The following is a 20,865-nucleotide window of genomic DNA, read 5'->3' as shown; positions in this document are numbered from 1 at the left end:
CAGCAAGAGGCAGGGGTTCGTATGGACGAAAAAAGAAAAGTGATCCTGATTACAGATGGAGATGAATATGCCAAGCGGGCAATCGAGTGCGTGGCAAAAGAGTATGGAGGACGATGTATCTCAAGCTCTAAAGGAAATCCTTCTGTATTATCAGGGCCAGAGATTGTGAAATTAATCAGAAGTGCAAAGAATGACCCCGTCTTTGTCATGTTTGATGATAGTGGATTTATTGGAGAAGGAGCAGGCGAAAGGGCCCTGAAGCATGTTGCGAATCACCCTGGCATAGACGTGCTCGGAATCATAGCAGTAGCAAGTAAAACCAGGCAGGCCGAATGGACAAGAGTGGATGTGTGCATTGATAAATTTGGTGAATTAACTCCATATGGGGTGGATAAATTCGGTGTACCTGAAATGGATATGGGAAGGTTAACGGGTGATACGGTTTATTGCCTTGATGAACTGGATGTTCCCGTTATTGTCGGAATTGGTGACATTGGCAAAATGGCCAAAAGGGATGACTACTCACAAGGTTCGCCCATTACGAAAAAGGCTGTAGAAATCATCTTGGAAAGGAGCGGATATCATGCCTGAGAAAACGAAAGAAACACCAATATCAAAAGATTTAGCAGTTATAGAAGAGTACATGAAGAATCATGTAGGATTAAACAAAAGTTTTGATTTAGGTGTACGTAAACTTATGATTTTGAAAAAAGGAGTGCACATTTACTATATAAACGGGTTGACTGATGCTTCCTACATTATTCAAATCGTGGAGGAACTCGTTGAGATCAATGATCATGAGCGTGCAACGAGCCGATTATATGAAATTGTACATAATCGACTTGTCCATCAATCGGTTGAGCCGGTTAAAACGATTGAAGAAGCAGTTGACGAAGTGCTATCAGGACTAATAGCAGTCTTTGTCGAAGGCTATGATGAGGCAATCATTGTTGATGTTCGTAGTTACCCCGGGCGACAGCCTTCAGAGCCTGATACTGAAAAGGTAGTCCGTGGTTCCCGTGATGGGTATGTAGAGAATATTATTGTGAATACTGCTTTGACTAGACGAAGAATTCGGGATCCACGATTGAGGTTTGAAATATTTCGCATTGGAGAACGATCCAAAACAGACATTTCCATTGCCTATATAAATGATGTGGCAAACCCCAGCTTAGTAGAAGTGATCAAGAAAGAGTTGAAAAGTATCAAAATTGATGGTCTCACGATGGCGGATAAAACCGTAGAGGAGTTTCTGGTGAAGCAGGGGTATAATCCATATCCTTTAGTACGATACACGGAAAGGGCGGACGTAGCTGCCACTCACCTATTAGAAGGACATGTTCTGATTTTCGTGGATACTTCGCCAAGTGTGATCATCACACCGACTACGTTCTTCCATCATCTGCAGCATGCTGAAGAATACAGACAATCACCTGCTGTCGGAACATTTGTAAGATGGACAAGATTCATGGGTGTACTCGCATCCTTGTTCTTACTTCCATTGTGGTATTTATTCGTACTGGATCCTTCATTATTACCTGAGGTCATAAAATATGTGGGACCGAATGAACAGACCAATATACCTGTCATCGTTCAATTGTTTATAGCGGATATGGGAGTCGAGATGTTCAGGATTGCCGCCATTCATACCCCGACCCCACTTTCCACAGCTATGGGTTTAATAGCAGCTGTATTAATTGGGCAAATTGCCATTGATGTGGGTCTCTTTCAACCAGAGGTCATCCTTTATGTAGCGGTTGCATCAATCGGTACATTTGCGACTCCTAGTTATGAACTAAGTGTAGCGAATAAGATGGCAAGACTTCTTCTGCTTGTATTAGTCGCATTCTTCCATATTCCTGGTCTTATGATCGGCAGCATGCTATTTATTTTATTTGTAGTTAATATTAAATCACTCAATACACCTTACCTATGGCCGTTACTTCCTTTCAGTCCAAAGGCGTTTATGCAGATTCTGATAAGAAAAGCCGTGCCGGGATCCAAAATCAGACCTAGCATTGTTCAGCCGAGAAATAAGTATAAGCAGCCGGCAAAATCTTAGAATATTGCAACAACTCTCATTCTGTGGTAAATTACGTTTAATTAGCAGAGCATTAAAGAGGGGAATGAGACGTTTCATGCATCTTCATGGATCAGCAGAAATCATAAATGGTCATCTGACGATAGGAGGGGTGAGCACCTTAGAATTGGCCAAAAATTACGGTACACCCCTTTATGTTTATGACACTGAACTCATTAGGGAACGGGCAAGAGGTTTTAAAGAAACATTTGATTCCCTGGGAGTGAAAGCGGAAGTTGCTTATGCCAGTAAGGCATTTTCATGTATCGCGGTCTTTCAATTGATGAAAGAAGAGGGATTATCACTGGATGTGGTTTCAGGAGGGGAGTTATATACTGCCTTGAAGGCAGGATTCCCTCCTGAACGCATCCATTTTAATGGAAATAATAAATCTGAAGAAGAACTGATGATGGCCATTGAAAACAACATAGGTTGCATTGTCGTCGATAATTTCTACGAGCTGCAACTTGTGAATGACATCTCACAATCCACTGAAAAAGTGACGAAGGTTTTGTTAAGAGTGACGCCTGGGATAGAAGCCCATACTCATGATTATATTTTAACCGGACAAGAGGATTCCAAATTCGGATTCGATTTGGGGAATGGTCAAGCCCGGGATGCAATGAAAATGGCGATGAGCTATGACGGGATTGAATGGTTAGGTCTGCACTGCCATATTGGCTCCCAAATATTCGAGACGACAGGCTTCATTCTTGCTGCAAAAAAAATTATTGAGAAGGTGGCACAATGGAAATCTCAATATGATTACGATCCGAGAGTGATTAACTTGGGCGGTGGATTTGGCATTCGCTATACGAAGGATGATGACCCGATTCCACCTGCACAATATGTGAAGGAAATGATTGCGGCTGTAAAACAGGAAGTGGTGAGGTACAACCTAAAAATGCCGGAAATTTGGATCGAGCCGGGCCGTTCCCTTGTTGGTGATGCAGGGACCAGCCTATATACATTAGGGTCGAGAAAAGAAGTGCCCAACATCCGAAAGTACTTAGCCATTGATGGGGGAATGAGTGATAATATTAGACCGGCTCTCTACAAGGCAAAATATGAAGCGGTGATTGCGAATAAAGCAGATCACCCCCCTGAAGAAACTGTGTCAATCGCTGGTAAATGTTGTGAATCCGGAGATATGTTGATTTGGGATTTACCCCTTCCACAATCAGAAGCTGGTGACACGCTTGCTGTGTTCTGTACTGGTGCATACGGATATTCCATGGCAAATAACTACAATCGTATTCCCCGTCCCGCTGTCGTATTTGTCGAGAATGGAGAAGCAAGATTAGCTGTTCAAAGAGAGACCTATGAGGATATGGTTTCACTCGATGTAACATTTAAATAAGCTGGAAACATAGTCTTTAAGTATATCGTACTTAAAGACTACTTTTTTTGCGTTTTTTATTACATACTTTAACAAATATTGATTTTACTATACAATAACAATGACATATAAAGGTGAATATAGTGTAGACAAAGGAGTCATATATGAAGATCAGCAATAAGGGATTGTTCTTGTTTTTATTAGTATCAGGCATAGTGTGGGGAGTCATCTACTGGCTGTTCCTGGCTGGAAACTGATTGGTTAAAGTTGATTAATAAAAGTAAATTTAGTAAGATAAATAAACGTTCATATCAATTAAATTTCTAGTTTTTGTCTATAATAGGAAATAAATAGATTAGGCATAAAACATAACGAGGGGTAAATATGTTAATTCGGTATAAAAAGGCGTTTGAAAAGATCGCAATGGGATTATTATCTTTCATGCCACATGAAAAGGATTTGAAGAAGCTTCAACAGACGATGAAGCAATACGAAACTGAAGATAATTGGCAGCTCTTTTTATGGAAAGAAGAGGACATAGTAGGTTTAATTGGAGTATTCAAGACAGATAGTACTTTAGAAATTCAGCATATATCCGTCAATCCATCCCATCGGCACGAAGGAATTGGGAAATCAATGGTGAAGCATCTTAGAGACATGCATTCTGAGCATGAAGTGAAGCCGAATTCAGAGACCGCTTCATTTTTTGAGAAGTGTGACGAAATCGATCAAGATAAAGTAATAGACGAAGAACAATAAAGAGGACGGCCACTGGAACTGTAGGTGGTCAGCCTCTTTTTTTTCGTTGCAATGCATTTTTCCGCTCTAAAATCACTTCTGAACGGTCACGCATGGAATGTCGATGAATGAGCTCGTTATTCTTTAAATCACTTGGAGAACACCAGGAGTACCCATTGTCCTCACACAGGGATTGGACCTGCTCTTGTAGAGATGCATCCGTCAGGGGGATATTGATGCTGCTATAGGGCTGATTGGTACTTAGCCCATGGGTGATGTCTACAAGCTTTTCCTGAAGTTTACCAGGGTGGATCCCTAATCGTGAAAGTTCATCCTGATTCAGTTCGATATTTTGAACGGCTTTCTTAAGTGTCCGGGTTGCTCCTGAAAGATTACCTCTTCTGTAATGATACAAACCCACAGCAACCTGGATCAAGCCAACCCAATGGGAAGAACGGTTCTTAGGGTCAACGCATTTCCAATATTCTTCCAATACCTCATGGCACTCGAAGTAATCACGATTTCCGTGGAAATACATTAAGAATTCTAAATAAGGCTTAGGATAAATCATGTGAGCCCCTCCTTTATAGTAAAATACCGTTTGAGTATTTAAAGTGTAGCATATTCAACATCTTTGCCAAAACGACAGGTCCCTCCTCTTTATTCAAAAACTTTCTATTGGAGAATAGAGGTCAATCTACTATACTATTAAGTAGCGATCAGGAATGACTGTAATTAGAAATTTGGTGATAAAGTGGAATACAATGTGAAGATTGACGCTTTTGAAGGTCCGTTAGATCTTCTTTTGCATCTGATTAATTCGTTGGAAGTTGATATATATGATATTCCTATGGCTCAAATTACTGAGCAATATATGTTATATGTACATACGATGAAGAGCTTGCAACTTGATGTTGCCAGTGAGTACTTAGTGATGGCAGCCACATTATTAGCGATTAAAAGTAAAATGCTTCTCCCTAAACATGATGATGGCCTTTCAAACGATGAAATTGAATTCGAAGAGGAAGATCCCCGTGATGAATTAGTTGAGAGGTTGATTGAGTATCGCAAGTTTAAAGAAGCTGCCAATGAGCTGAAGCACCGTGAGGAAGAACGGGGACAAGTGTATACGAAACCTCCAAGTGATCTCTCTGAATTTACAGAGGAAGTGGATTTAAAGAATAGTGAGGTTCAAGTATCTTTATATGATATGCTAGGAGCTTTTCATAAACTATTGAGGCGTAAAAAGCTGCAAAGACCCGTGCAAACCAGAATTACCAGGCAGGAAATATCCATTGAGAAGAGAATGAATGATATTCTTCATAGCCTGCGAAATATCAAAGAGCGTACATCCTTTACAAGTCTTTTCCCATCTGATAATAAAGAACATCTCGTTGTAACTTTCCTTGCCGTTCTGGAATTAATGAAGAGAAAGCAAATCATTGTCAATCAAGAAAAAAACTTCACGGATATCTTTGTTGAAGCAGGAGAGGAGGTAGGTCTAGTTGAACAGTCATAATTGGAAAGGGATCCTGGAAAGCTTATTGTTCGCAGCGGGGGATGAAGGTCTTTCACTCAAGCAGGTTTGTTCTGTTCTGGAAATCGATGATCAGGAAGCGATGGCTGTGATCGAGGAGTTAAAGTCGGATTATGACAAGGATCCCAATCGGGGGATCTATATGATTGAGATAGCGGACACCTTTCAATTGGTGACAAAAAAAAGCAACGCCGATTACTTGAAGAAATTGGTAGAGTCACCAAATGTAAGCTTTTTATCGCAGGCAGCTCTAGAAACACTTGCGATTGTCGCTTATAAGCAGCCGATCACGAGGATGGAGATTGAACAAATCAGAGGTGTCAAAACCGAGCGTCCCATTCAGACCCTTACGTCAAAAGGACTGGTTAAGGAAGTTGGAAGAGCGGAAGGGACAGGTCGTGCCTACTTATTTGGAACGACAAAAGAATTTTTGGACTATTTCGGATTGAAGAGAATAGAAGAACTTCCTCCCTTACCTGAAAATATCGAGGACGAATTCATGCAGGATGAAGCGGACTTGTTTTTCGAGAAATTCCAGGAAACGATTGAATCGAAAGAGTAGAGCAGAATCACATATAAATGGACAGGCATGGACTCGGACCAAAAAGAATAGAATCACGAAAAGACACAGCAGAGAACCTCTGCTGTGTTTTTTCGTGGGTGAAATGCCAGAAATTGAACCTTGGTGTGAAATACGGATTTTCATTCATATTACCCCTTGTCCTGCATAAACTTGTACAAACACGTTAGAATTAAAGGAGTAGATGGGTGTGAATCGTAAGAGAGTGAAATTTTACATATATTATATTCTAATCCTCACTTTGCTATTTGTAGTCGTTTCCAATGAAGTTCAGGCCGCACCTTCCGTTAGTTCACAGCGGGCGATTTTAATGGATCAGGAGACGGGCCGGATCCTTTATGAAAAGGATGCCCACAGTCAAAGTCGGATAGCAAGCATCACAAAAATCATGACGGCGATTCTTGCGGTTGAATCCGGAATGATGGATAAGGAAGTAACGGTTTCCTCGAATGCTGCGGGCACGGAAGGTTCCTCCCTTTACCTGAAAGCGGGGGAGAAAATCAAGCTGGAAGATCTCGTTTACGGGCTGATGTTGAGATCCGGGAATGATGCGGCAGTCGCCATCGCAGAATCTGTTGGAGGAAGTCTTGACGGGTTTGCCTATATGATGAATGAAAAAGCGAATGAAATTGGAATGAAAAATACGCATTTTTCCAATCCACATGGTCTCGATGATCATGAAGACCACTATTCCACTGCTTACGATATGGCAGTTCTGACAAGATATTCAATGGAGAATGAAGTATACAAGGAGATTGCAGGGACAAAAGTGCATACAGCACCAAATCCTGAAGAAAAGTGGGACCGGAAGTGGAAGAATAAAAATAGATTATTAACAGAGTTGTATAAGCATAGTACGGGTGGGAAAACGGGATATACAAAACTAGCCAAAAGAACGCTTGTGTCCACAGCTTCCAAGGACGGGGAGAACCTGATTGCCGTTACCCTCAATGGACCTGATGATTGGAATGATCATATAGGAATGTTTGAATACGGGTTTAAGCAATATGATTATAAGCTCGTCCTGGAAGAAGGCATGATTGAAAAAATGGATGACGAAATATATAAGAATCATGCCTTTCTTAAACGGGAATCTGTCCTAACCCTTCAAGACGATGAAGTGGATGATGTGAAGGTAGAGTACAAAATGTTAAAGCCTAAAGAGGAATGGTTAAAGAATAAAAATGTACCTGAAGTAGTAGGAAAGGCTGTCGTGTATTTAAAAGACGAAGAAGTAGACACTCTTCCCATATTCTATAAAACAACGGATGAAAAAGAAAAAGAAAAGAGCTGGTGGAAATTCTGGGCCTATTCCTTTGAGTCCTTTATAGGGGTCAGGGATCATGGTTAATCTCATTTGGGTTGGGATGACCATCATCGGTTTAGTGTTCGCCATTATCAACGGGAAGATGAAAGAAGTAAACGAAGCCATATTCACTTCTGCAAATGAAGCCGTTACCCTCTGTATAGGGTTGGTCAGTGTATTGGTGTTTTGGTTGGGAATCATGAGGATTGCCCAGGAAGCGGGATTGCTGGATAAACTGGCCAGATTATTCAGGCCATTTGTCACCCGGTTGTTTCCGGAGGTACCTGATAATCATCCTGCAATGGGGTATATATTATCGAATATGATGGCCAATATGTTCGGCCTTGGTAACGCAGCAACACCTCTCGGGATCAAAGCGATGGAGCAATTGAAGGAGCTTAACGGAGGAAAAGACTATGCGAGCAGGTCGATGATTACTTTCTTAGCGATTAATACGTCAAGTCTAACCATCATTCCCACAACGGTCATTGCGATCCGGATGAAATATGATTCAGCTTCTCCAACTGAAATTGTAGGACCAACCTTAATTGCCACCATGTTATCGACCATCGGAGCCATACTGATAGACCGTTATTTTCATTATAGACGTACTCGTCGTGAGGTGAAGTAGATGCAATGGATATCCACCATTTCATTATGGTTAATCCCGATTATGATTGGCTTCATATTAATCTATGGCACCCTCAAAAAGGTACCAACGTATGAAGTGTTTGTAGATGGGGGAAAAGAAGGCATTAAAATTGCCGTATCGATCATTCCTTTTCTTATTGGAATGCTTGTTTCGATTACGATTTTTAGAGAATCAGGGGCACTTGAGTTCTTTGTTAACCTCATCCGTCCGGGATTGCTTGCACTCGGTATTCCGCCGGAGATTGTGCCACTTGCCATTATCAGACCCATTTCAGGAACAGCTGCCCTGGGTATGATGAGCGATATAGTCGCTACCCACGGACCTGACTCCTTTATCGGAAGACTTGCTTCAACCTTACAGGGGAGCACCGATACGACCCTTTACGTATTGACCGTGTACTTCGGTGCCGTAGGGATCCGGAAAATGGGAGACGCCCTTAAAGTTGGATTACTGGCAGATGTCGTAGGGATCGTTGCTGCCATCTTCATCGTCACGGTTATGTTTTAATGGTTGGCATCTATTAATAAAGGAAACAATAAGGTATAAAGAAATCGACTGAAAAGGTCGATTTTTCTTTATACCTTTCTATTTTGCCTGGATTGTGTAATAATTCATGAAGACAAATGTATTGAAAATTAAATGAGGTGAAAGACCGTGGAACGATTACAAAAAGTTATTGCTCATAGTGGCGTAGCGTCACGACGAAAAGCTGAGCAATTAATTATAGAAGGTAAAGTAAAGGTCAATGGTACAGTAGTGAAAGAATTAGGAACCAAGGTTTCTCATTCCGATAGAGTTGAAGTGACAGGGATTCAGATTGAAAGAGAAAATAAAGTATATTATATGCTCTATAAACCAAGAGGAGTCATTTCAGCTGTGACGGACGATAAAGACCGTCAAGTTGTAACGGATTTCTTCCCTGAAATACAAGAAAGAATCTATCCGGTAGGAAGACTGGACTATGAGACGTCAGGTATTCTTCTTCTAACCAATGATGGGGATTTCGCTAACTCCCTGATGCATCCAAGTAACGAAATTGAAAAGACGTATGTAGCAAGATTAAAAGGAATTCCACCAAAATTCAAAATCAGAGAACTTGAAAAAGGGGTTAAACTGGAGGACGGCATGACGGCTCCGGCAAAAGTGAAAGTTTTAAGCATTGATAAGAAACAAGGGAAATCCATCGTTGAAATTACCATTCATGAGGGCAGAAATCGCCAAGTACGCAGAATGTTCGAAGCCCTTGGATATCCGGTTCAAAAGCTGAAACGGGAAAGATATGCATTCCTTACCCTTCACGGGTTGAACGCTGGAGAAGGTAGAGAGCTTACTCCACATGAAGTGAAACAGTTGAGAACACTGGCTGAAACAGGAAGTATCCGATAAAGAATAGTATGGAAAGTGTCACATATCCTTCATATAATTTACACTATCTATTAAGTGATAAATGATATAATGGGAAAGGAATTTTACCCTGAAATCCAAGGGATATTTCCCTGCTTATTATGAAGGAATGGAACATTACATTATGGCAGGGACTGGTCTCATAAGAGAATTCTTATGACATCAGGCCCTTTGCTACTGTAAAGAGAGAAAAAACATTTCCATTTTTTGAGAACGATTTCAATATGGGAGGCACACGTACATGGATAAGAAAAAACGCAGATTACTCATCCGGACCATTATTCTCATTGTACTGACTTCTGCGGTTGCATATACCCTGTATGCAAACTTTACGAAGGATGAAAGAGGGAAGTTGAAGGTGGGAGATCAAGCGCCTGACTTTGTATTAGAGGACATGGAAGGGAATAAGCATCGCTTGTCCGACTATGAAGGACAAGGGGTATTCCTGAATTTCTGGGGGACATGGTGCAAACCGTGTGAAAGAGAAATGCCTTACATGAATAATCAATATGCGAAATATAAAGATCAAGGTGTACAGATATTGGCTGTTAATGTGGGGGAATCGGATTTCCTTATCAATCGATTCGTGTCTAAACACGGATTAGAGTTCCCTATTCTGGTAGATAAAGAAGAGGAAGTTCAAAATGCGTACGGTATTGATCCGTTACCAACGACATTCCTCATCAACCCTCAAGGTGAAATCGAAAAAATCATTACAGGAACCATGTCAGAAAAAGATATCATTGAAGATCTAGAGAGCATTAAGCCTTAACTCAGCAGTTTAACTTGATATAAGGAGTTTTAACATGAAAGAGATCAAATGTGTATGCGGTCATGTAAACCCGAATGGTACCGTTCTCTGTGAATCCTGTGGGCGTGCTTTAACGGATGAAGCGAAGAACGAGAAGCTTCATGACATGCGATATGAGGGTAGTGCAAGACGTTCCCAAACGTATAACAAATCGATGGTCGACAAGATTTGGAATTTCTTCTCATCTGTTAAGGTTGGCGTATGGTTAATTGTCATCACACTTATCGCCTCTGCAGTCGGCACGATTTTGCCTCAGGAACAGTATATTCCGAATGGACAGCCAGCAAATAAGTACTACGAAGATGTATATGGATTTTTTGGAGAGTTATATTACACGTTAGGTTTCCATGATTTGTATAGTTCATGGTGGTATCTCCTATTAATCGCATCGATTGGAGTTTCCCTCGTGATTTGCAGTCTGGACCGGGTGATCCCCCTCTATCGTGCTCTCAAGAATCAACGTGTTTCCAGACATGTCGGTTTCCTGAAGCGTCAACGAATCTATGGAAAAACAGAAATGGTCGAAATCAATGACTCTATAAGTAAAATAAAAGAAAAATTAACACAAAAAAAATATAAGATCAGGGAAGAGGACGGGAACATCCTTGCAGAGAAAAATCGTTTTTCTAGATGGGGTCCCTATGTGAATCATATCGGCCTTATCATCTTCCTTTTCGGAGGCATGCTGCGATTCGTTCCTGGAATGTACATTGATGAAACCGTGTGGATCCGTGAAGGTGAAACGAGAGCCGTTCCTGGTACGAAACAAGAGTATTACTTAGAAAATAAAGGATTTACATTAGAGACATACGATAAAGAAAAAGATAAAGAAGTGTTTGGGGAAGCCATTGATAAGAATGGGACCATCGCAAAGAATTTCCAGTCTGACGTGGTACTGTATAAAGAATCTGGAGATAAACTTCCAGGACAAACGGCAGACCGGAAAGTGGAAAAAGAGGATTCCATTAAAGTGAACCACCCCCTTAAATTTGGGAATTTCGCTGTATATCAAACCAGTTACAAGTTAGACGAATTTAAATCAATGTCCTTTACATTTGAAAATAAAGAGTCAGGGGACAGCTTCGGCAAATTTACCGTCGATCTATTTGACCCTCAAGATACCTATGCATTTGAAGAAGGTTATAAAGTAGAATTGATGGGATATTATCCTGATTTCTCTGGATTTAATGAACAAGGTGAGCCACAAACCAAGTCTCCTTTACCGAATAATCCTGCATTCCTATTCAAGTTGTTCTCGCCTGAAAAACCCGATGGTGAAGTGAGTTTTGTAGGAATTCAGCAAAATTTGGAACCGCTTGGTGACAATGAAAACAAATTGTCATTTGCGGGTGTGGAAACAAGAGATGTATCTGCTTTAACCGTTCATAAGGATCTCACTCTTTGGATCATAGCCGTTGGAGGAGCCATCTTTATGATAGGTGTCGTGCAAGGTGCTTATTGGCACCACCGAAGAATCTGGATCAGGCGAAGTGAAGATGGAGTCATCGTAGCCGGTCATACGAATAAAAACTGGCATGGATTAAAAAATGAAATCAACTTCGTTTTGGAAGGTACCGGAATACAGGAACCTCAAGATCAACAACAAAAAGACGAAGCAAGGAGGAATGAAGATGTCAACGATAACAATGGCAGAGTGGAGTAGTAATTTACTCTATGTATCCTTCATGGTGTATTTGATTGCGACGTTGTTCTTTGGAGGAAGCATCCGCCAAAAAAATACAACTGAAACGAATCAGCAAAAGTGGGGATTCATTGGAATTGTTTTAACCCTTATCGGATTTGCCGCTCAACTAGGCTACTTCTTTTTAAGATGGGGGGCAGCTGGACACGCTCCGGTAAGTAATTTATTTGAATTTACAACCTTTTTCGGAATGATGCTTGTCGGGGCCTTTATCATTCTTTACTTTATGTATAAAACAACGATACTGGGTGTCATTGCATTACCATTTGCACTTTTGGTGATCGCCTATGCCAGTATGTTTCCTAAAGATATTAGTCCATTGATCCCTGCTCTTCAAAGTGATTGGTTGAAAATCCACGTCACAACGGTTTCAGCCGGGGAAGCGATCTTATCCATCAGTTTTGTGGCAGGGTTGATCTATTTATTGAAATCAGTGAAACATACCAAAGGAAGCAAGCAGTCGTTTTGGCTTGAAACCGTCATGTATTCTTTGGTTGTCGTTATTGGGTTTGTAGTTGCATCAACTGCTTTTACCCTGGGAAATTACGAAGCGAATTTTCAGTATGTCGATCAAGAAGGGGCCGAAGCGATTTCTGAATATACACTCCCGGCCCTTGTCGGACCGAATGAAGGCCAACTATTAACTGACAAGGTAATGGAGCCGCTGATGGAAATGCCAGCCCTTATTAACGCTAAGAAACTTAATACCGTTATTTGGTCGTTTCTGATTGGAACTGGAATTTATCTTCTATTACGCTTAATCTTCAGAAAGCGAATAGCTGCAAAATTACAGCCATTGGTGAAAAATGTGAATCTGGACCTGATGGACGAAATCGGTTACCGCTCAGTATTGATCGGCTTTCCAGTCTTTACACTGGGAGGGCTCATCTTCGCCATGATCTGGGCTCAAATTGCCTGGACTCGATTCTGGGGATGGGATCCCAAAGAAGTATGGGCATTAATTACATTCTTATTCTATGCAGCATTTCTGCATCTACGCCTCTCTAAAGGATGGCACGGTGAGAAGTCTGCATGGTTAGCTGTCATCGGGGTGGCCATTATTCTATTCAACCTGGTGGCTGTTAACCTCATTATCGCAGGACTACATTCATACGCTTAAATAACGATCGGGAGGGAGCTGGCTATAACGAGAGTGATATTCTCTTTGAGTCAGCTTCTTTTTTCATATAAAATATAGGATAATATGGTTTAATTAGACAAAAGGGGGATGTACCCATGGAGGAAAATATTCGAATTTTAGTTGTAGATGATGAAGACCGGATTCGCAAACTGTTAAAAATGTATCTTGAAAGAGAAAACTATGAAATTGATGAAGCCGAAAATGGAGAGGAAGCATTAGCTCTGGCTCTGGAGAATAATTACGACTGTATATTACTGGATATCATGATGCCGGGGATGGATGGGATCGAAGTATGTAAGTACCTTCGTGAAAAGAAAGCGACGCCCGTGATCATGCTTACCGCTAAAGGAGAAGAAGTGAACAGGGTGCAAGGGTTCGAAGTGGGGACCGATGATTACATAGTGAAACCTTTCTCCCCTCGCGAAGTGGTACTGAGAGTGAAAGCGTTATTAAGACGTTCTTCAAAGACAAGCTTTATTCAAACAGACTCCAAGGCGAAGGACCTGATTGTCTATCCTCATCTTACGATCGATAATGATGCCCATCGTGTAACCGCTGACGGTAAAGATGTGAATTTAACGCCAAAAGAATACGAGCTGCTATATTTCCTTGCAAAAGCTCCTGACAAAGTGTTTGACCGTGAGCACCTACTTAAAGAAGTGTGGCATTATGAATTCTTCGGGGACCTGCGTACGGTCGATACCCATGTGAAACGATTAAGAGAAAAACTGAATAAAGTATCCGAAATGGCTGCAAAAATGATTGTTACCGTTTGGGGAGTAGGCTACAAGTTCGAGGTAACAAATGAATGAGGCTATGGCGTAGTGTTGTAGGGAAGCTGTGGCTAACGATTCTGCTCTTAGTTTCCTTTGTGTTATTTATCCTTACGATTCTTTTACTGGAATTCTTTCAAAACTATCATGTCGATGTGGTTGAAAAAGAATTAACTCAAACAGCTGAAAAAGTGGCGAGAGTCATTGAGAATCATAAAGATTTGGAGCTGGGGATGGAACTTGGGAAAGAAATCATTGATGATCCAGTCAATATCATTATTTCATTAGATCAAAATGAATCACTTTATTCCCAGGATTCTACAGCGTTTCAAAAGAATATTCATGAGTACATTTCAGAAGATAAACAACTTCAATCGGTGAAAACAAAAGAAATCACCATCAAGAAAGAGATTGAATTATCCACCGAAATGTCGTCGAACCGATATGAAAATGTCATCATTGTAGGAACTCCTCTTCATATTGATGAAGAAGATGGAGCGGTATATCTCTATCAGTCTCTTGGTGTCATTAAAGATACAACCCGTCAAACAACGAAACTGATCTTGCTTGCTGCCGGGATTGCCATTATTTTAACAACCATCTTTGCTTTCTTCCTTTCCACCCGTATCACTGCACCACTAAGGAAGATGCGGGAAGCGGCCTTTGAGGTAGCAAAGGGTAAGTTTGATACAAAGGTTCCGATTTTGACGAAGGATGAAATCGGTGAACTTGCAACAGGATTTAACCAAATGGGCAGACAGCTAAAGTTTCACATTAACGCATTGAGCCAGGAGAAGGAGCAGCTCTCCTCTATTTTGAGCAGTATGGCTGATGGAGTCATCACCTTTAATCGGGACGGCACGATCTTGATCACTAATCCACCTGCCGATCGATTCCTGCAGCATTGGTATTATGAACAAAGTGAAAACAGTGAGGAAGCCATCCCCACTACGGTAAAAGAATTATTGCAGAGCGTGGTCGTGACAGAAATGGAGCAGACAGGTGAATTGAGTCTGCAGGGGCGTTCGTATGTGGTGATTATCAGTCCTCTATACAATAACAACAACATCAGGGGAGCCGTGGCGGTCGTGCGTGATATGACAGAAGAGAGAAGGTTGGATAAGCTTCGGAAAGACTTTATCGCCAATGTCTCTCATGAACTCCGTACCCCAATCTCAATGCTTCAAGGATATAGTGAAGCGATCGTTGATGATATTGCTGAAACAGAAGAAGAAAAGAAAGAAATAGCCCGTATTATTTATGATGAGTCATTGCGAATGGGGCGTCTGGTCAATGACCTTCTGGATTTGGCCCGTATGGAAGCAGGGCATATCACTCTAAATAAAGACCTCATTGGTGTCATGCCTTTCACCGAAAGAGTGACGAATAAATTTATTGGACTGGCCAAAGAAAAAAAGGTCTCCGTTTATTTTGAAAGCGATGTAGGAATCAAAAATGAAATTCACATGGATCCGGACCGAATCGAACAAGTATTAACCAATCTTATCGATAATGCGTTAAGACATACTCCTACAGGTGGAGAAGTAACGGTTTCCCTGACGGAAAGCAAGGGCGGTTATTTATTCCACGTAAAAGACACGGGTTCCGGGATTCCTGAAGAAGATCTTCCTTTCGTATTCGAGCGCTTCTATAAAGCGGATAAAGCCAGAACAAGAGGGAAGTCCGGTACGGGTCTGGGGCTCGCAATCGCAAAGAACATCATTGAGTCCCATAAAGGTCATATCCAGGTTCAAAGTAAAGTCGATCAAGGGACAACCTTCACTTTCTTTCTTCCCATTTAGCCAAGAATCGATGATATCCATAGAAACTTGACGATTTTTCTTGTTACATGGGAAACATTCTTTATTTTTTAACTTCCAATAATGTAGGTTGTTGAAAAAGACAATATCATAACGATAAAAATGACAATAAAAGTCAACAGGGAGCTTTTTTCTCTGTTGGCTTTTTCTATGGCCATTTTCGTAAAGTTTGTTACTATTTCACATTAGAAAGTAGTTGTTGATTTCCGCTACAGGATGCTGGCGGCTTTGCCTCCTCGGCTTTGTCTCGGGGTCTCACTGTCCAGCTATTCCCGCAGGAGTCGAGCCTCCTGCAGCGAGAATCAACTTTGATGGAATAAAAATAAATACACGAATCTTAGCAAACGACCTCATTCTTTTTAGAAAGAGTGTTTTCTAAAGATATGCCTGGTCAATATAGGTCTTTCCTTTTTAGCCAAAAAATACTATATTGATAGTGTGTAACTTTTTTACAGGAAAAACGACTAATAAATTGACGGGGAGGGAAGCAAGTGGACTCCGTTTTTGAGAAATTATACACTGATTATCATCAGGACGTCTTTCAATTCCTCATATACATGGTACAGAATAAGCAGCAGGCTGAGGATCTGGTGCAGGAAGTATATATCCGGGTGCTTAAATCTCATGATCGTTTTGAGGGTAACAGCTCTGAAAGAACGTGGCTTTTTTCGATTGCGAAAAATGTAGCCATAGATCATTTTAGAAAACAAAGGAACTGGAAGAATAGGATATTGGATAAATTCGATTGGACTCGGAATGATGTGACAGACGATGGAGCACTCCCGGAAGAAATTACTGTTGCGAAGGAAGAAATTCAGGTATTATACGAATGTTTGAAATGCTGTTCGACGGATTATCGGATGGTCATTATTATGCGTTACTTACAAGAGCTTTCAATTGTTGAAACATCTGAAGTCCTGGGCTGGTCTGAAAGTAAAGTGAAAACGACCCAGCATAGAGCCATAAAGTGGTTAAGAATTGAAATGAATCAACGGCTACCAAAGGAGGAAAGAGACATTGAAGCAGTCAGAATGGAAAGATCGTGATATAGAGGACCTCGTCAGAAAGCTTCCTCAAATCAAAGATGATCGAACTCCTCAATCAATATATGCAAAAATGGAACGTAAGAACAAAAAGACGTTCATTGCCTTTAACCGTTTTATTCCCACAGTCGCAGCGCTGGCAGCCATTTTCATCATGGTCATGCTTGCTCCAACCGTATTAAATCAATTCAATGAAAATAGTATGGAAAAATCAGAAATGAAATCAACGGAATCATCCGATGGGGATTCAGCAACGAATACTGCACAAGATTCCTTGGCGAAATCAGATGATAAATCAGAAATGATACATGACACCGATAAAAACCAAATGACAGCCGACAAGGATCACAGCGAGTTAAGTATGGCTGAGACTGAAAAAGACCTTCAACCTACTACGGCAGAAAGATTATCTTTATATGAAGAAGACTTAGAAGGGCAGGACTACTATTCTTATGGACTTGTTTCCCCGGAAGCGGTACCTGTTCCTATTTCAATTGTCGATCGCCCGGCAGACGGGGAGGAAGGTTGGTTGACCCGTCATGAAGAAATTGCAGGTGAGTTACCTGAAGGCGAGTGGGGGATGGAAGACTTCCTCCCGTTAAAAGGGAAATTTACCTTGGGTGAAAACAAAGTCATTTTCACTTTGGATCCTGAGCATTCATATAGTGGCGCTAGTGCAGTGGAATACGCTTTTTACCATTCTCTATTATACTCATTTCAACATAAGGGGTTAAATGAAGTGGTTCTTCAAGAACAAGACGGATCCGTTCCGGAATTCAGTTCCACCGGGGAATTCTCAAAAATCGACCTTAATGAAGATGTTCATACGGCCTATTACCTATACTCTCCAAATGGAAGGGAACGCTTTCTCGTACCGGATAATATAAATAGAGGAAATGTCAAAGAGTCCATCCAGGCGATGAAAAGCTCAGAAACGGGCCTTTTCCAAAGTGTGATTCCGAAAAATATCAATATCAGTGTAACGGAATCAGATGAATATCTAACCATCAATTTCTTAAATGAGCTGGACATAGAAACATTAGACAATGAAACAGCCATGGAAATGATTGAAGGCATTTTACTGACAAGCAAGAGCTCGGGGTACGAAAGAGTTCAATTCGAAAACATTAAACAGGAAAGCTGGAATGGATTCAAGTTCAATGAACCCATTGAGACTCCGATCAGCCCGAATAAGAAAACGTTCGAAAATTAGGTATCACAGAAGACTGGAAGCGGGAAAGGAATCCGTTTCCGGTCTTTTTTTGTGTTAAGGGGAAGTTCGTCTTATGCTTGTCGGGGCTAAACGACCCGCCTCCGCTTTTGTTATCATCCCGCTCCGGCGGCTAGAGGCTCGAGGTCATAAGCCAGGAATACCAAAAAGGCAGAGAACGCCTTTCCGGTATTCCCGTCTTATGCTTGTCGCCTCTGAGCAAGCCGCCTCCGCTTTTGTGTGTATATTTATCTCATACTTAGACAAACTACTCAAAGGAAAATTATCTCATGAGAAATATCTCATTCACTTGTGAATATTGATTGGAGGGTTTACATATAGTGGGGAGTGCATGAAATGATGGTGAGAAGGTAAGAATGGGTTAGTAGATGAAAAGGTAGCGGACGTGAAGCTTCAGTAGGGAAGAAATAAGGTATTGCGTTAAATGGGTAAGGAGGACAAGTATGATTTTGGATTATGTAAGAAGGCTTTTGATCGTATTCTTGTTAGCATTGTGTGTGAGCATTATGTTCTTTACAGGAAAGATAGCGAAAGCAGAGACGAATAAGATCGTGGAGGAAACGGTATCCTGGACATTTCCTGTTGAAGGGATGATAACGGATTCGTATGGGACAAGGTCTGGTACTCATAAAGGAATGGACATTGGAGGAGACATCGGCTCACCGGTTTATTCTGTTGCAAAAGGTAAGGTGATTAGATCATATCTGTCTCCAAGCTATGGGCATGTGGTATTCATAAGGCATGAAAATGGATATGAAACCGTATATGCTCATCTTGAAAACCGGCTTGTTGAAGAGAATCAAGAAGTGGGTCAAGGTCAACAGCTTGGAAATTTAGGTAATACAGGCAGATCGACAGGAGCTCACCTGCATTTTGAGGTGCACAGGGGTGAATGGACGATTGACAAGGAGAATGCAATCGATCCCTATATGGTATTTGGACAAGGGGAGGTCGGCCAGCTTGTGTTTGCTCAGGAGAGGGATCCCTATCAGGCAGTGGGTGTTTCCGGAACAGCTGAAATCACTCATGATGTAAGCACGCAAGAAGTTCATATTAATGAAAACATGGTATATCATGTCGTACATAAAGGAGAAACCCTCTGGGGGATTTCTCAGCAATACAATATATCTGTAGAAGATATTAAGAGTGCCAATGGGTTAAATGAAACCAATTTAGTAGTGAATCAATCGTTAGCCATCCCTCAATCAGCCGAGAGTGGGTATGTAGTGAAACAAGGGGACACTTTATACTCCATTTCAGTCGCAGAGGGAGTGGATGTGAATGACTTGGTGGCTTGGAATGGCCTGGATCTTAAGTCACCAATATATCCTCAACAAGTTTTAACTATCCAATAACGGAAGTGTAAACCTAATAAGTACCATATGTAAACAAAAAACATTTCGAATTCGAACTGTTTTCCTTCACATAATCCCCATCATTATGTATAATGAAAATGTATAAAAAAATAAAGATTCGTCTTCGGGGCAGGGTGAAATTCCCTACCGGCGGTGATGAGACATTTGTCTCTAAGCCCGCGAGCCTTTAGGGGCAGGATTTGGTGCGATTCCAAAGCCGACAGTATAGTCTGGATGGGAGAAGATGAAGGTTTATGCCAGAACGTTTAGAAAAAGGGAAGCTAAACGTTTATTCGGGTATGCCTTATCATTCTCCTAGATACACGTATCTAGGGGTTTTTTAATGCTACCTTTGGCTAGAGCTATCTTCGATATGAGATGAATCTCCTAAAGGAGAGAGGTTTATGAGAAAAATGAATACACGCACGTTTGTAACGGTTGGTATGTTAAGTGCCATATCCTATGTGTTAATGCTTTTTAACTTCCCGATTCCACCATTTCCAAAGTTTTTAATGGTAGATTTCAGTGATGTGCCTGCATTGATTGCGACAGTAACATTAGGTCCTTTGGCAGGAATATTAGTTGAATTATTCAAGAACGTGATTGACTACATCATGACAGGAAGCGATACCGGCGTTCCGATTGGTCATATTGCAAACTTTATGGCGGGAGTGCTTTTGATTCTTCCGACATATTATATTTATACACGTCTTCAATCTAAAAAAGGGTTGTTGATCGGACTTATCACAGGAACTGTGGTCATGAGTATCAGTATGGGAATTCTTAATTATTTTGTGTTCCTTCCTGCTTATAAATACTTCATGAATTTTGAGCTTCCTGCGGAGATTATCATCACAGGAATTGTTCCTTTCAACATTTTAAAAGGAATCCTTGTAACATCAGTCTTCATCTTACTATTCGTTCGTCTTCAAGGCTGGTTAGCAAGACAGACAGCCCTGAACAAAGCGGCATAGTGCAAATATAAATGATTAACCCCTCAATTACATTTGAGGGGTTTTCTAATGTTATCAGCCAAAAAGAAAAAGCTAAGAGGAATTCCCCTTAGCTTCGGAACTACTATTCAAATTTAAGTGAATCTCCATCGAACGGCTCGTCAGCTACTTTTATGGAATCTGTAGGACAACCTTCGAATGCATCAATCATATCATCTTCTAATACGTCAGGAACTTCGACCGTCCCCTGGTTATCGTCTAATGTTACAAATGCAATACCTTCATCATCATAGTCGTAAATATCTGGAGCAGCAGCCCCGCACGCTCCACATGCAATGCATGTATCCTTGTCGACAATCGTATATTTTGGCAAAGAAAAAACCTCCCGGATAAATAATTC

General features: G+C 41.1%; 21 protein-coding genes and 1 riboswitch. Of the genes, 19 read left to right on the top strand and 2 right to left on the bottom strand.

Translation table 11 applies throughout. The features are described from left to right. The first annotated feature begins 21 nt into the window (after nucleotides 1–21). From ACOSV2_RS07885 to ACOSV2_RS07870, 4 genes are all read left to right on the top strand, one after another. Nucleotides 22–591 (top strand): stage V sporulation protein AE, encoded by a 570-nt coding sequence (locus tag ACOSV2_RS07885; protein WP_428974657.1) that lies wholly within the window; start codon nucleotides 22–24, stop codon nucleotides 589–591. After that, the gene (locus ACOSV2_RS07880) at nucleotides 584–2,062 is read left to right on the top strand and encodes a spore germination protein (RefSeq protein ID WP_428974656.1); all 1,479 of its coding nucleotides are present in this window, start codon (nucleotides 584–586) and stop codon (nucleotides 2,060–2,062) included. Before ACOSV2_RS07885 ends, ACOSV2_RS07880 begins: the two co-directional genes overlap by 8 nt. Nucleotides 2,063–2,138: 76 nt before the next feature. Further along, nucleotides 2,139–3,440, top strand: coding sequence for a diaminopimelate decarboxylase (gene lysA, locus ACOSV2_RS07875; RefSeq protein WP_428975081.1), 1,302 nt, complete (start codon nucleotides 2,139–2,141; stop codon nucleotides 3,438–3,440). A 363-nt stretch (nucleotides 3,441–3,803) separates the two neighbouring features. Continuing rightward, nucleotides 3,804–4,178, top strand: a complete 375-nt coding sequence (locus ACOSV2_RS07870; protein ID WP_428974655.1) for a GNAT family N-acetyltransferase — start codon at nucleotides 3,804–3,806, stop codon at nucleotides 4,176–4,178. Nucleotides 4,179–4,206: 28 nt separating this feature from the next. On the opposite strand, the gene ACOSV2_RS07865 is transcribed toward ACOSV2_RS07870, so the two are convergent. Then, the gene (locus ACOSV2_RS07865; protein ID WP_428974654.1) at nucleotides 4,207–4,728 is read right to left on the bottom strand and encodes a DUF309 domain-containing protein; all 522 of its coding nucleotides are present in this window, start codon (nucleotides 4,726–4,728) and stop codon (nucleotides 4,207–4,209) included. 183 nt (nucleotides 4,729–4,911) lie between these two features. Between ACOSV2_RS07865 and ACOSV2_RS07860 the strand changes: the two genes are divergently transcribed. The 15 genes from ACOSV2_RS07860 to ACOSV2_RS07790 all read left to right on the top strand — a co-directional run bounded on the left by ACOSV2_RS07860 (nucleotide 4,912) and on the right by ACOSV2_RS07790 (nucleotide 20,486). After that, on the top strand, nucleotides 4,912–5,676 hold the full coding sequence (locus tag ACOSV2_RS07860) for a segregation/condensation protein A (protein WP_397553491.1): 765 nt from the start codon (nucleotides 4,912–4,914) through the stop codon (nucleotides 5,674–5,676). Then, a complete protein-coding gene (gene scpB, locus ACOSV2_RS07855) occupies nucleotides 5,663–6,256 on the top strand; it encodes an SMC-Scp complex subunit ScpB (protein WP_397553492.1) in 594 nt (197 codons plus the stop codon). The genes ACOSV2_RS07860 and scpB overlap by 14 nt, the downstream gene beginning before the upstream one ends. Nucleotides 6,257–6,464: 208 nt before the next feature. Then, the gene (locus tag ACOSV2_RS07850) at nucleotides 6,465–7,625 is read left to right on the top strand and encodes a D-alanyl-D-alanine carboxypeptidase family protein (protein ID WP_428974653.1); all 1,161 of its coding nucleotides are present in this window, start codon (nucleotides 6,465–6,467) and stop codon (nucleotides 7,623–7,625) included. Further along, the gene (locus tag ACOSV2_RS07845; protein ID WP_113967626.1) at nucleotides 7,618–8,211 is read left to right on the top strand and encodes a nucleoside recognition domain-containing protein; all 594 of its coding nucleotides are present in this window, start codon (nucleotides 7,618–7,620) and stop codon (nucleotides 8,209–8,211) included. The genes ACOSV2_RS07850 and ACOSV2_RS07845 overlap by 8 nt, the downstream gene beginning before the upstream one ends. Then, a complete protein-coding gene (locus tag ACOSV2_RS07840) occupies nucleotides 8,212–8,739 on the top strand; it encodes a spore maturation protein (RefSeq protein ID WP_428974652.1) in 528 nt (175 codons plus the stop codon). A gap of 147 nt (nucleotides 8,740–8,886) precedes the next feature. Next, nucleotides 8,887–9,618 carry a pseudouridine synthase gene (locus ACOSV2_RS07835; RefSeq protein WP_397553494.1) on the top strand — a complete coding sequence of 244 codons (732 nt, stop codon included), beginning with the start codon at nucleotides 8,887–8,889 and terminating at the stop codon, nucleotides 9,616–9,618. Between the two features lie 259 nt (nucleotides 9,619–9,877). Beyond that, nucleotides 9,878–10,408 carry a thiol-disulfide oxidoreductase ResA gene (gene resA, locus ACOSV2_RS07830; protein WP_428974651.1) on the top strand — a complete coding sequence of 177 codons (531 nt, stop codon included), beginning with the start codon at nucleotides 9,878–9,880 and terminating at the stop codon, nucleotides 10,406–10,408. 34 nt (nucleotides 10,409–10,442) lie between these two features. Then, nucleotides 10,443–12,110 (top strand): cytochrome c biogenesis protein ResB, encoded by a 1,668-nt coding sequence (gene resB / locus ACOSV2_RS07825; RefSeq protein ID WP_428974650.1) that lies wholly within the window; start codon nucleotides 10,443–10,445, stop codon nucleotides 12,108–12,110. Continuing rightward, complete coding sequence (gene ccsB / locus ACOSV2_RS07820; RefSeq protein WP_428975080.1) at nucleotides 12,094–13,269, top strand: c-type cytochrome biogenesis protein CcsB; 1,176 nt, start codon at nucleotides 12,094–12,096, stop codon at nucleotides 13,267–13,269. The genes resB and ccsB overlap by 17 nt, the downstream gene beginning before the upstream one ends. A 116-nt stretch (nucleotides 13,270–13,385) precedes the next feature. Beyond that, nucleotides 13,386–14,102 carry a response regulator transcription factor gene (locus ACOSV2_RS07815; RefSeq protein ID WP_397553496.1) on the top strand — a complete coding sequence of 239 codons (717 nt, stop codon included), beginning with the start codon at nucleotides 13,386–13,388 and terminating at the stop codon, nucleotides 14,100–14,102. Next, a complete protein-coding gene (locus ACOSV2_RS07810) occupies nucleotides 14,099–15,865 on the top strand; it encodes an ATP-binding protein (protein ID WP_428974649.1) in 1,767 nt (588 codons plus the stop codon). Before ACOSV2_RS07815 ends, ACOSV2_RS07810 begins: the two co-directional genes overlap by 4 nt. A 509-nt stretch (nucleotides 15,866–16,374) precedes the next feature. Next, complete coding sequence (gene sigX, locus ACOSV2_RS07805; protein WP_428974648.1) at nucleotides 16,375–16,929, top strand: RNA polymerase sigma factor SigX; 555 nt, start codon at nucleotides 16,375–16,377, stop codon at nucleotides 16,927–16,929. Beyond that, nucleotides 16,901–18,139, top strand: a complete 1,239-nt coding sequence (locus ACOSV2_RS07800; RefSeq protein ID WP_428974647.1) for a hypothetical protein — start codon at nucleotides 16,901–16,903, stop codon at nucleotides 18,137–18,139. The genes sigX and ACOSV2_RS07800 overlap by 29 nt, the downstream gene beginning before the upstream one ends. A gap of 461 nt (nucleotides 18,140–18,600) precedes the next feature. Continuing rightward, the gene (locus ACOSV2_RS07795) at nucleotides 18,601–19,512 is read left to right on the top strand and encodes a peptidoglycan DD-metalloendopeptidase family protein (protein WP_428974646.1); all 912 of its coding nucleotides are present in this window, start codon (nucleotides 18,601–18,603) and stop codon (nucleotides 19,510–19,512) included. 116 nt (nucleotides 19,513–19,628) lie between these two features. Further along, a riboswitch (FMN riboswitch) is annotated at nucleotides 19,629–19,762 on the top strand. 154 nt (nucleotides 19,763–19,916) lie between these two features. Beyond that, a complete protein-coding gene (locus tag ACOSV2_RS07790) occupies nucleotides 19,917–20,486 on the top strand; it encodes an ECF transporter S component (protein WP_428974645.1) in 570 nt (189 codons plus the stop codon). Between the two features lie 103 nt (nucleotides 20,487–20,589). Here the strand turns inward: ACOSV2_RS07790 and ACOSV2_RS07785 are convergent, their stop codons facing one another. Next, on the bottom strand, nucleotides 20,590–20,838 hold the full coding sequence (locus tag ACOSV2_RS07785; RefSeq protein ID WP_113967637.1) for a ferredoxin: 249 nt from the start codon (nucleotides 20,836–20,838) through the stop codon (nucleotides 20,590–20,592). Nucleotides 20,839–20,865 lie beyond the last annotated feature (27 nt).

Source organism: Rossellomorea sp. DUT-2 (assembly GCF_052665285.1).
This window is presented reverse-complemented; position numbering and strand designations above follow the sequence as displayed.

Excerpts from the sequence above, each read along its gene's own strand:
- ACOSV2_RS07885 (WP_428974657.1), top strand. The coding sequence starts at position 22 with ATGGACGAAAAAAGAAAAGTGATCCTGATTACAGATGGAGATGAATAT.
- ACOSV2_RS07880 (WP_428974656.1), top strand. The coding sequence starts at position 584 with ATGCCTGAGAAAACGAAAGAAACACCAATATCAAAAGATTTAGCAGTT.
- lysA (WP_428975081.1), top strand. The coding sequence starts at position 2,139 with ATGCATCTTCATGGATCAGCAGAAATCATAAATGGTCATCTGACGATA.
- ACOSV2_RS07870 (WP_428974655.1), top strand. The coding sequence starts at position 3,804 with ATGTTAATTCGGTATAAAAAGGCGTTTGAAAAGATCGCAATGGGATTA.
- ACOSV2_RS07865 (WP_428974654.1), bottom strand. The coding sequence starts at position 4,728 with ATGATTTATCCTAAGCCTTATTTAGAATTCTTAATGTATTTCCACGGA.
- ACOSV2_RS07845 (WP_113967626.1), top strand. The coding sequence starts at position 7,618 with ATGGTTAATCTCATTTGGGTTGGGATGACCATCATCGGTTTAGTGTTC.
- ACOSV2_RS07840 (WP_428974652.1), top strand. The coding sequence starts at position 8,212 with ATGCAATGGATATCCACCATTTCATTATGGTTAATCCCGATTATGATT.
- resA (WP_428974651.1), top strand. The coding sequence starts at position 9,878 with ATGGATAAGAAAAAACGCAGATTACTCATCCGGACCATTATTCTCATT.
- resB (WP_428974650.1), top strand. The coding sequence starts at position 10,443 with ATGAAAGAGATCAAATGTGTATGCGGTCATGTAAACCCGAATGGTACC.
- ccsB (WP_428975080.1), top strand. The coding sequence starts at position 12,094 with ATGGCAGAGTGGAGTAGTAATTTACTCTATGTATCCTTCATGGTGTAT.
- ACOSV2_RS07815 (WP_397553496.1), top strand. The coding sequence starts at position 13,386 with ATGGAGGAAAATATTCGAATTTTAGTTGTAGATGATGAAGACCGGATT.
- ACOSV2_RS07810 (WP_428974649.1), top strand. The coding sequence starts at position 14,099 with ATGAGGCTATGGCGTAGTGTTGTAGGGAAGCTGTGGCTAACGATTCTG.
- ACOSV2_RS07795 (WP_428974646.1), top strand. The coding sequence starts at position 18,601 with ATGATTTTGGATTATGTAAGAAGGCTTTTGATCGTATTCTTGTTAGCA.
- ACOSV2_RS07790 (WP_428974645.1), top strand. The coding sequence starts at position 19,917 with ATGAGAAAAATGAATACACGCACGTTTGTAACGGTTGGTATGTTAAGT.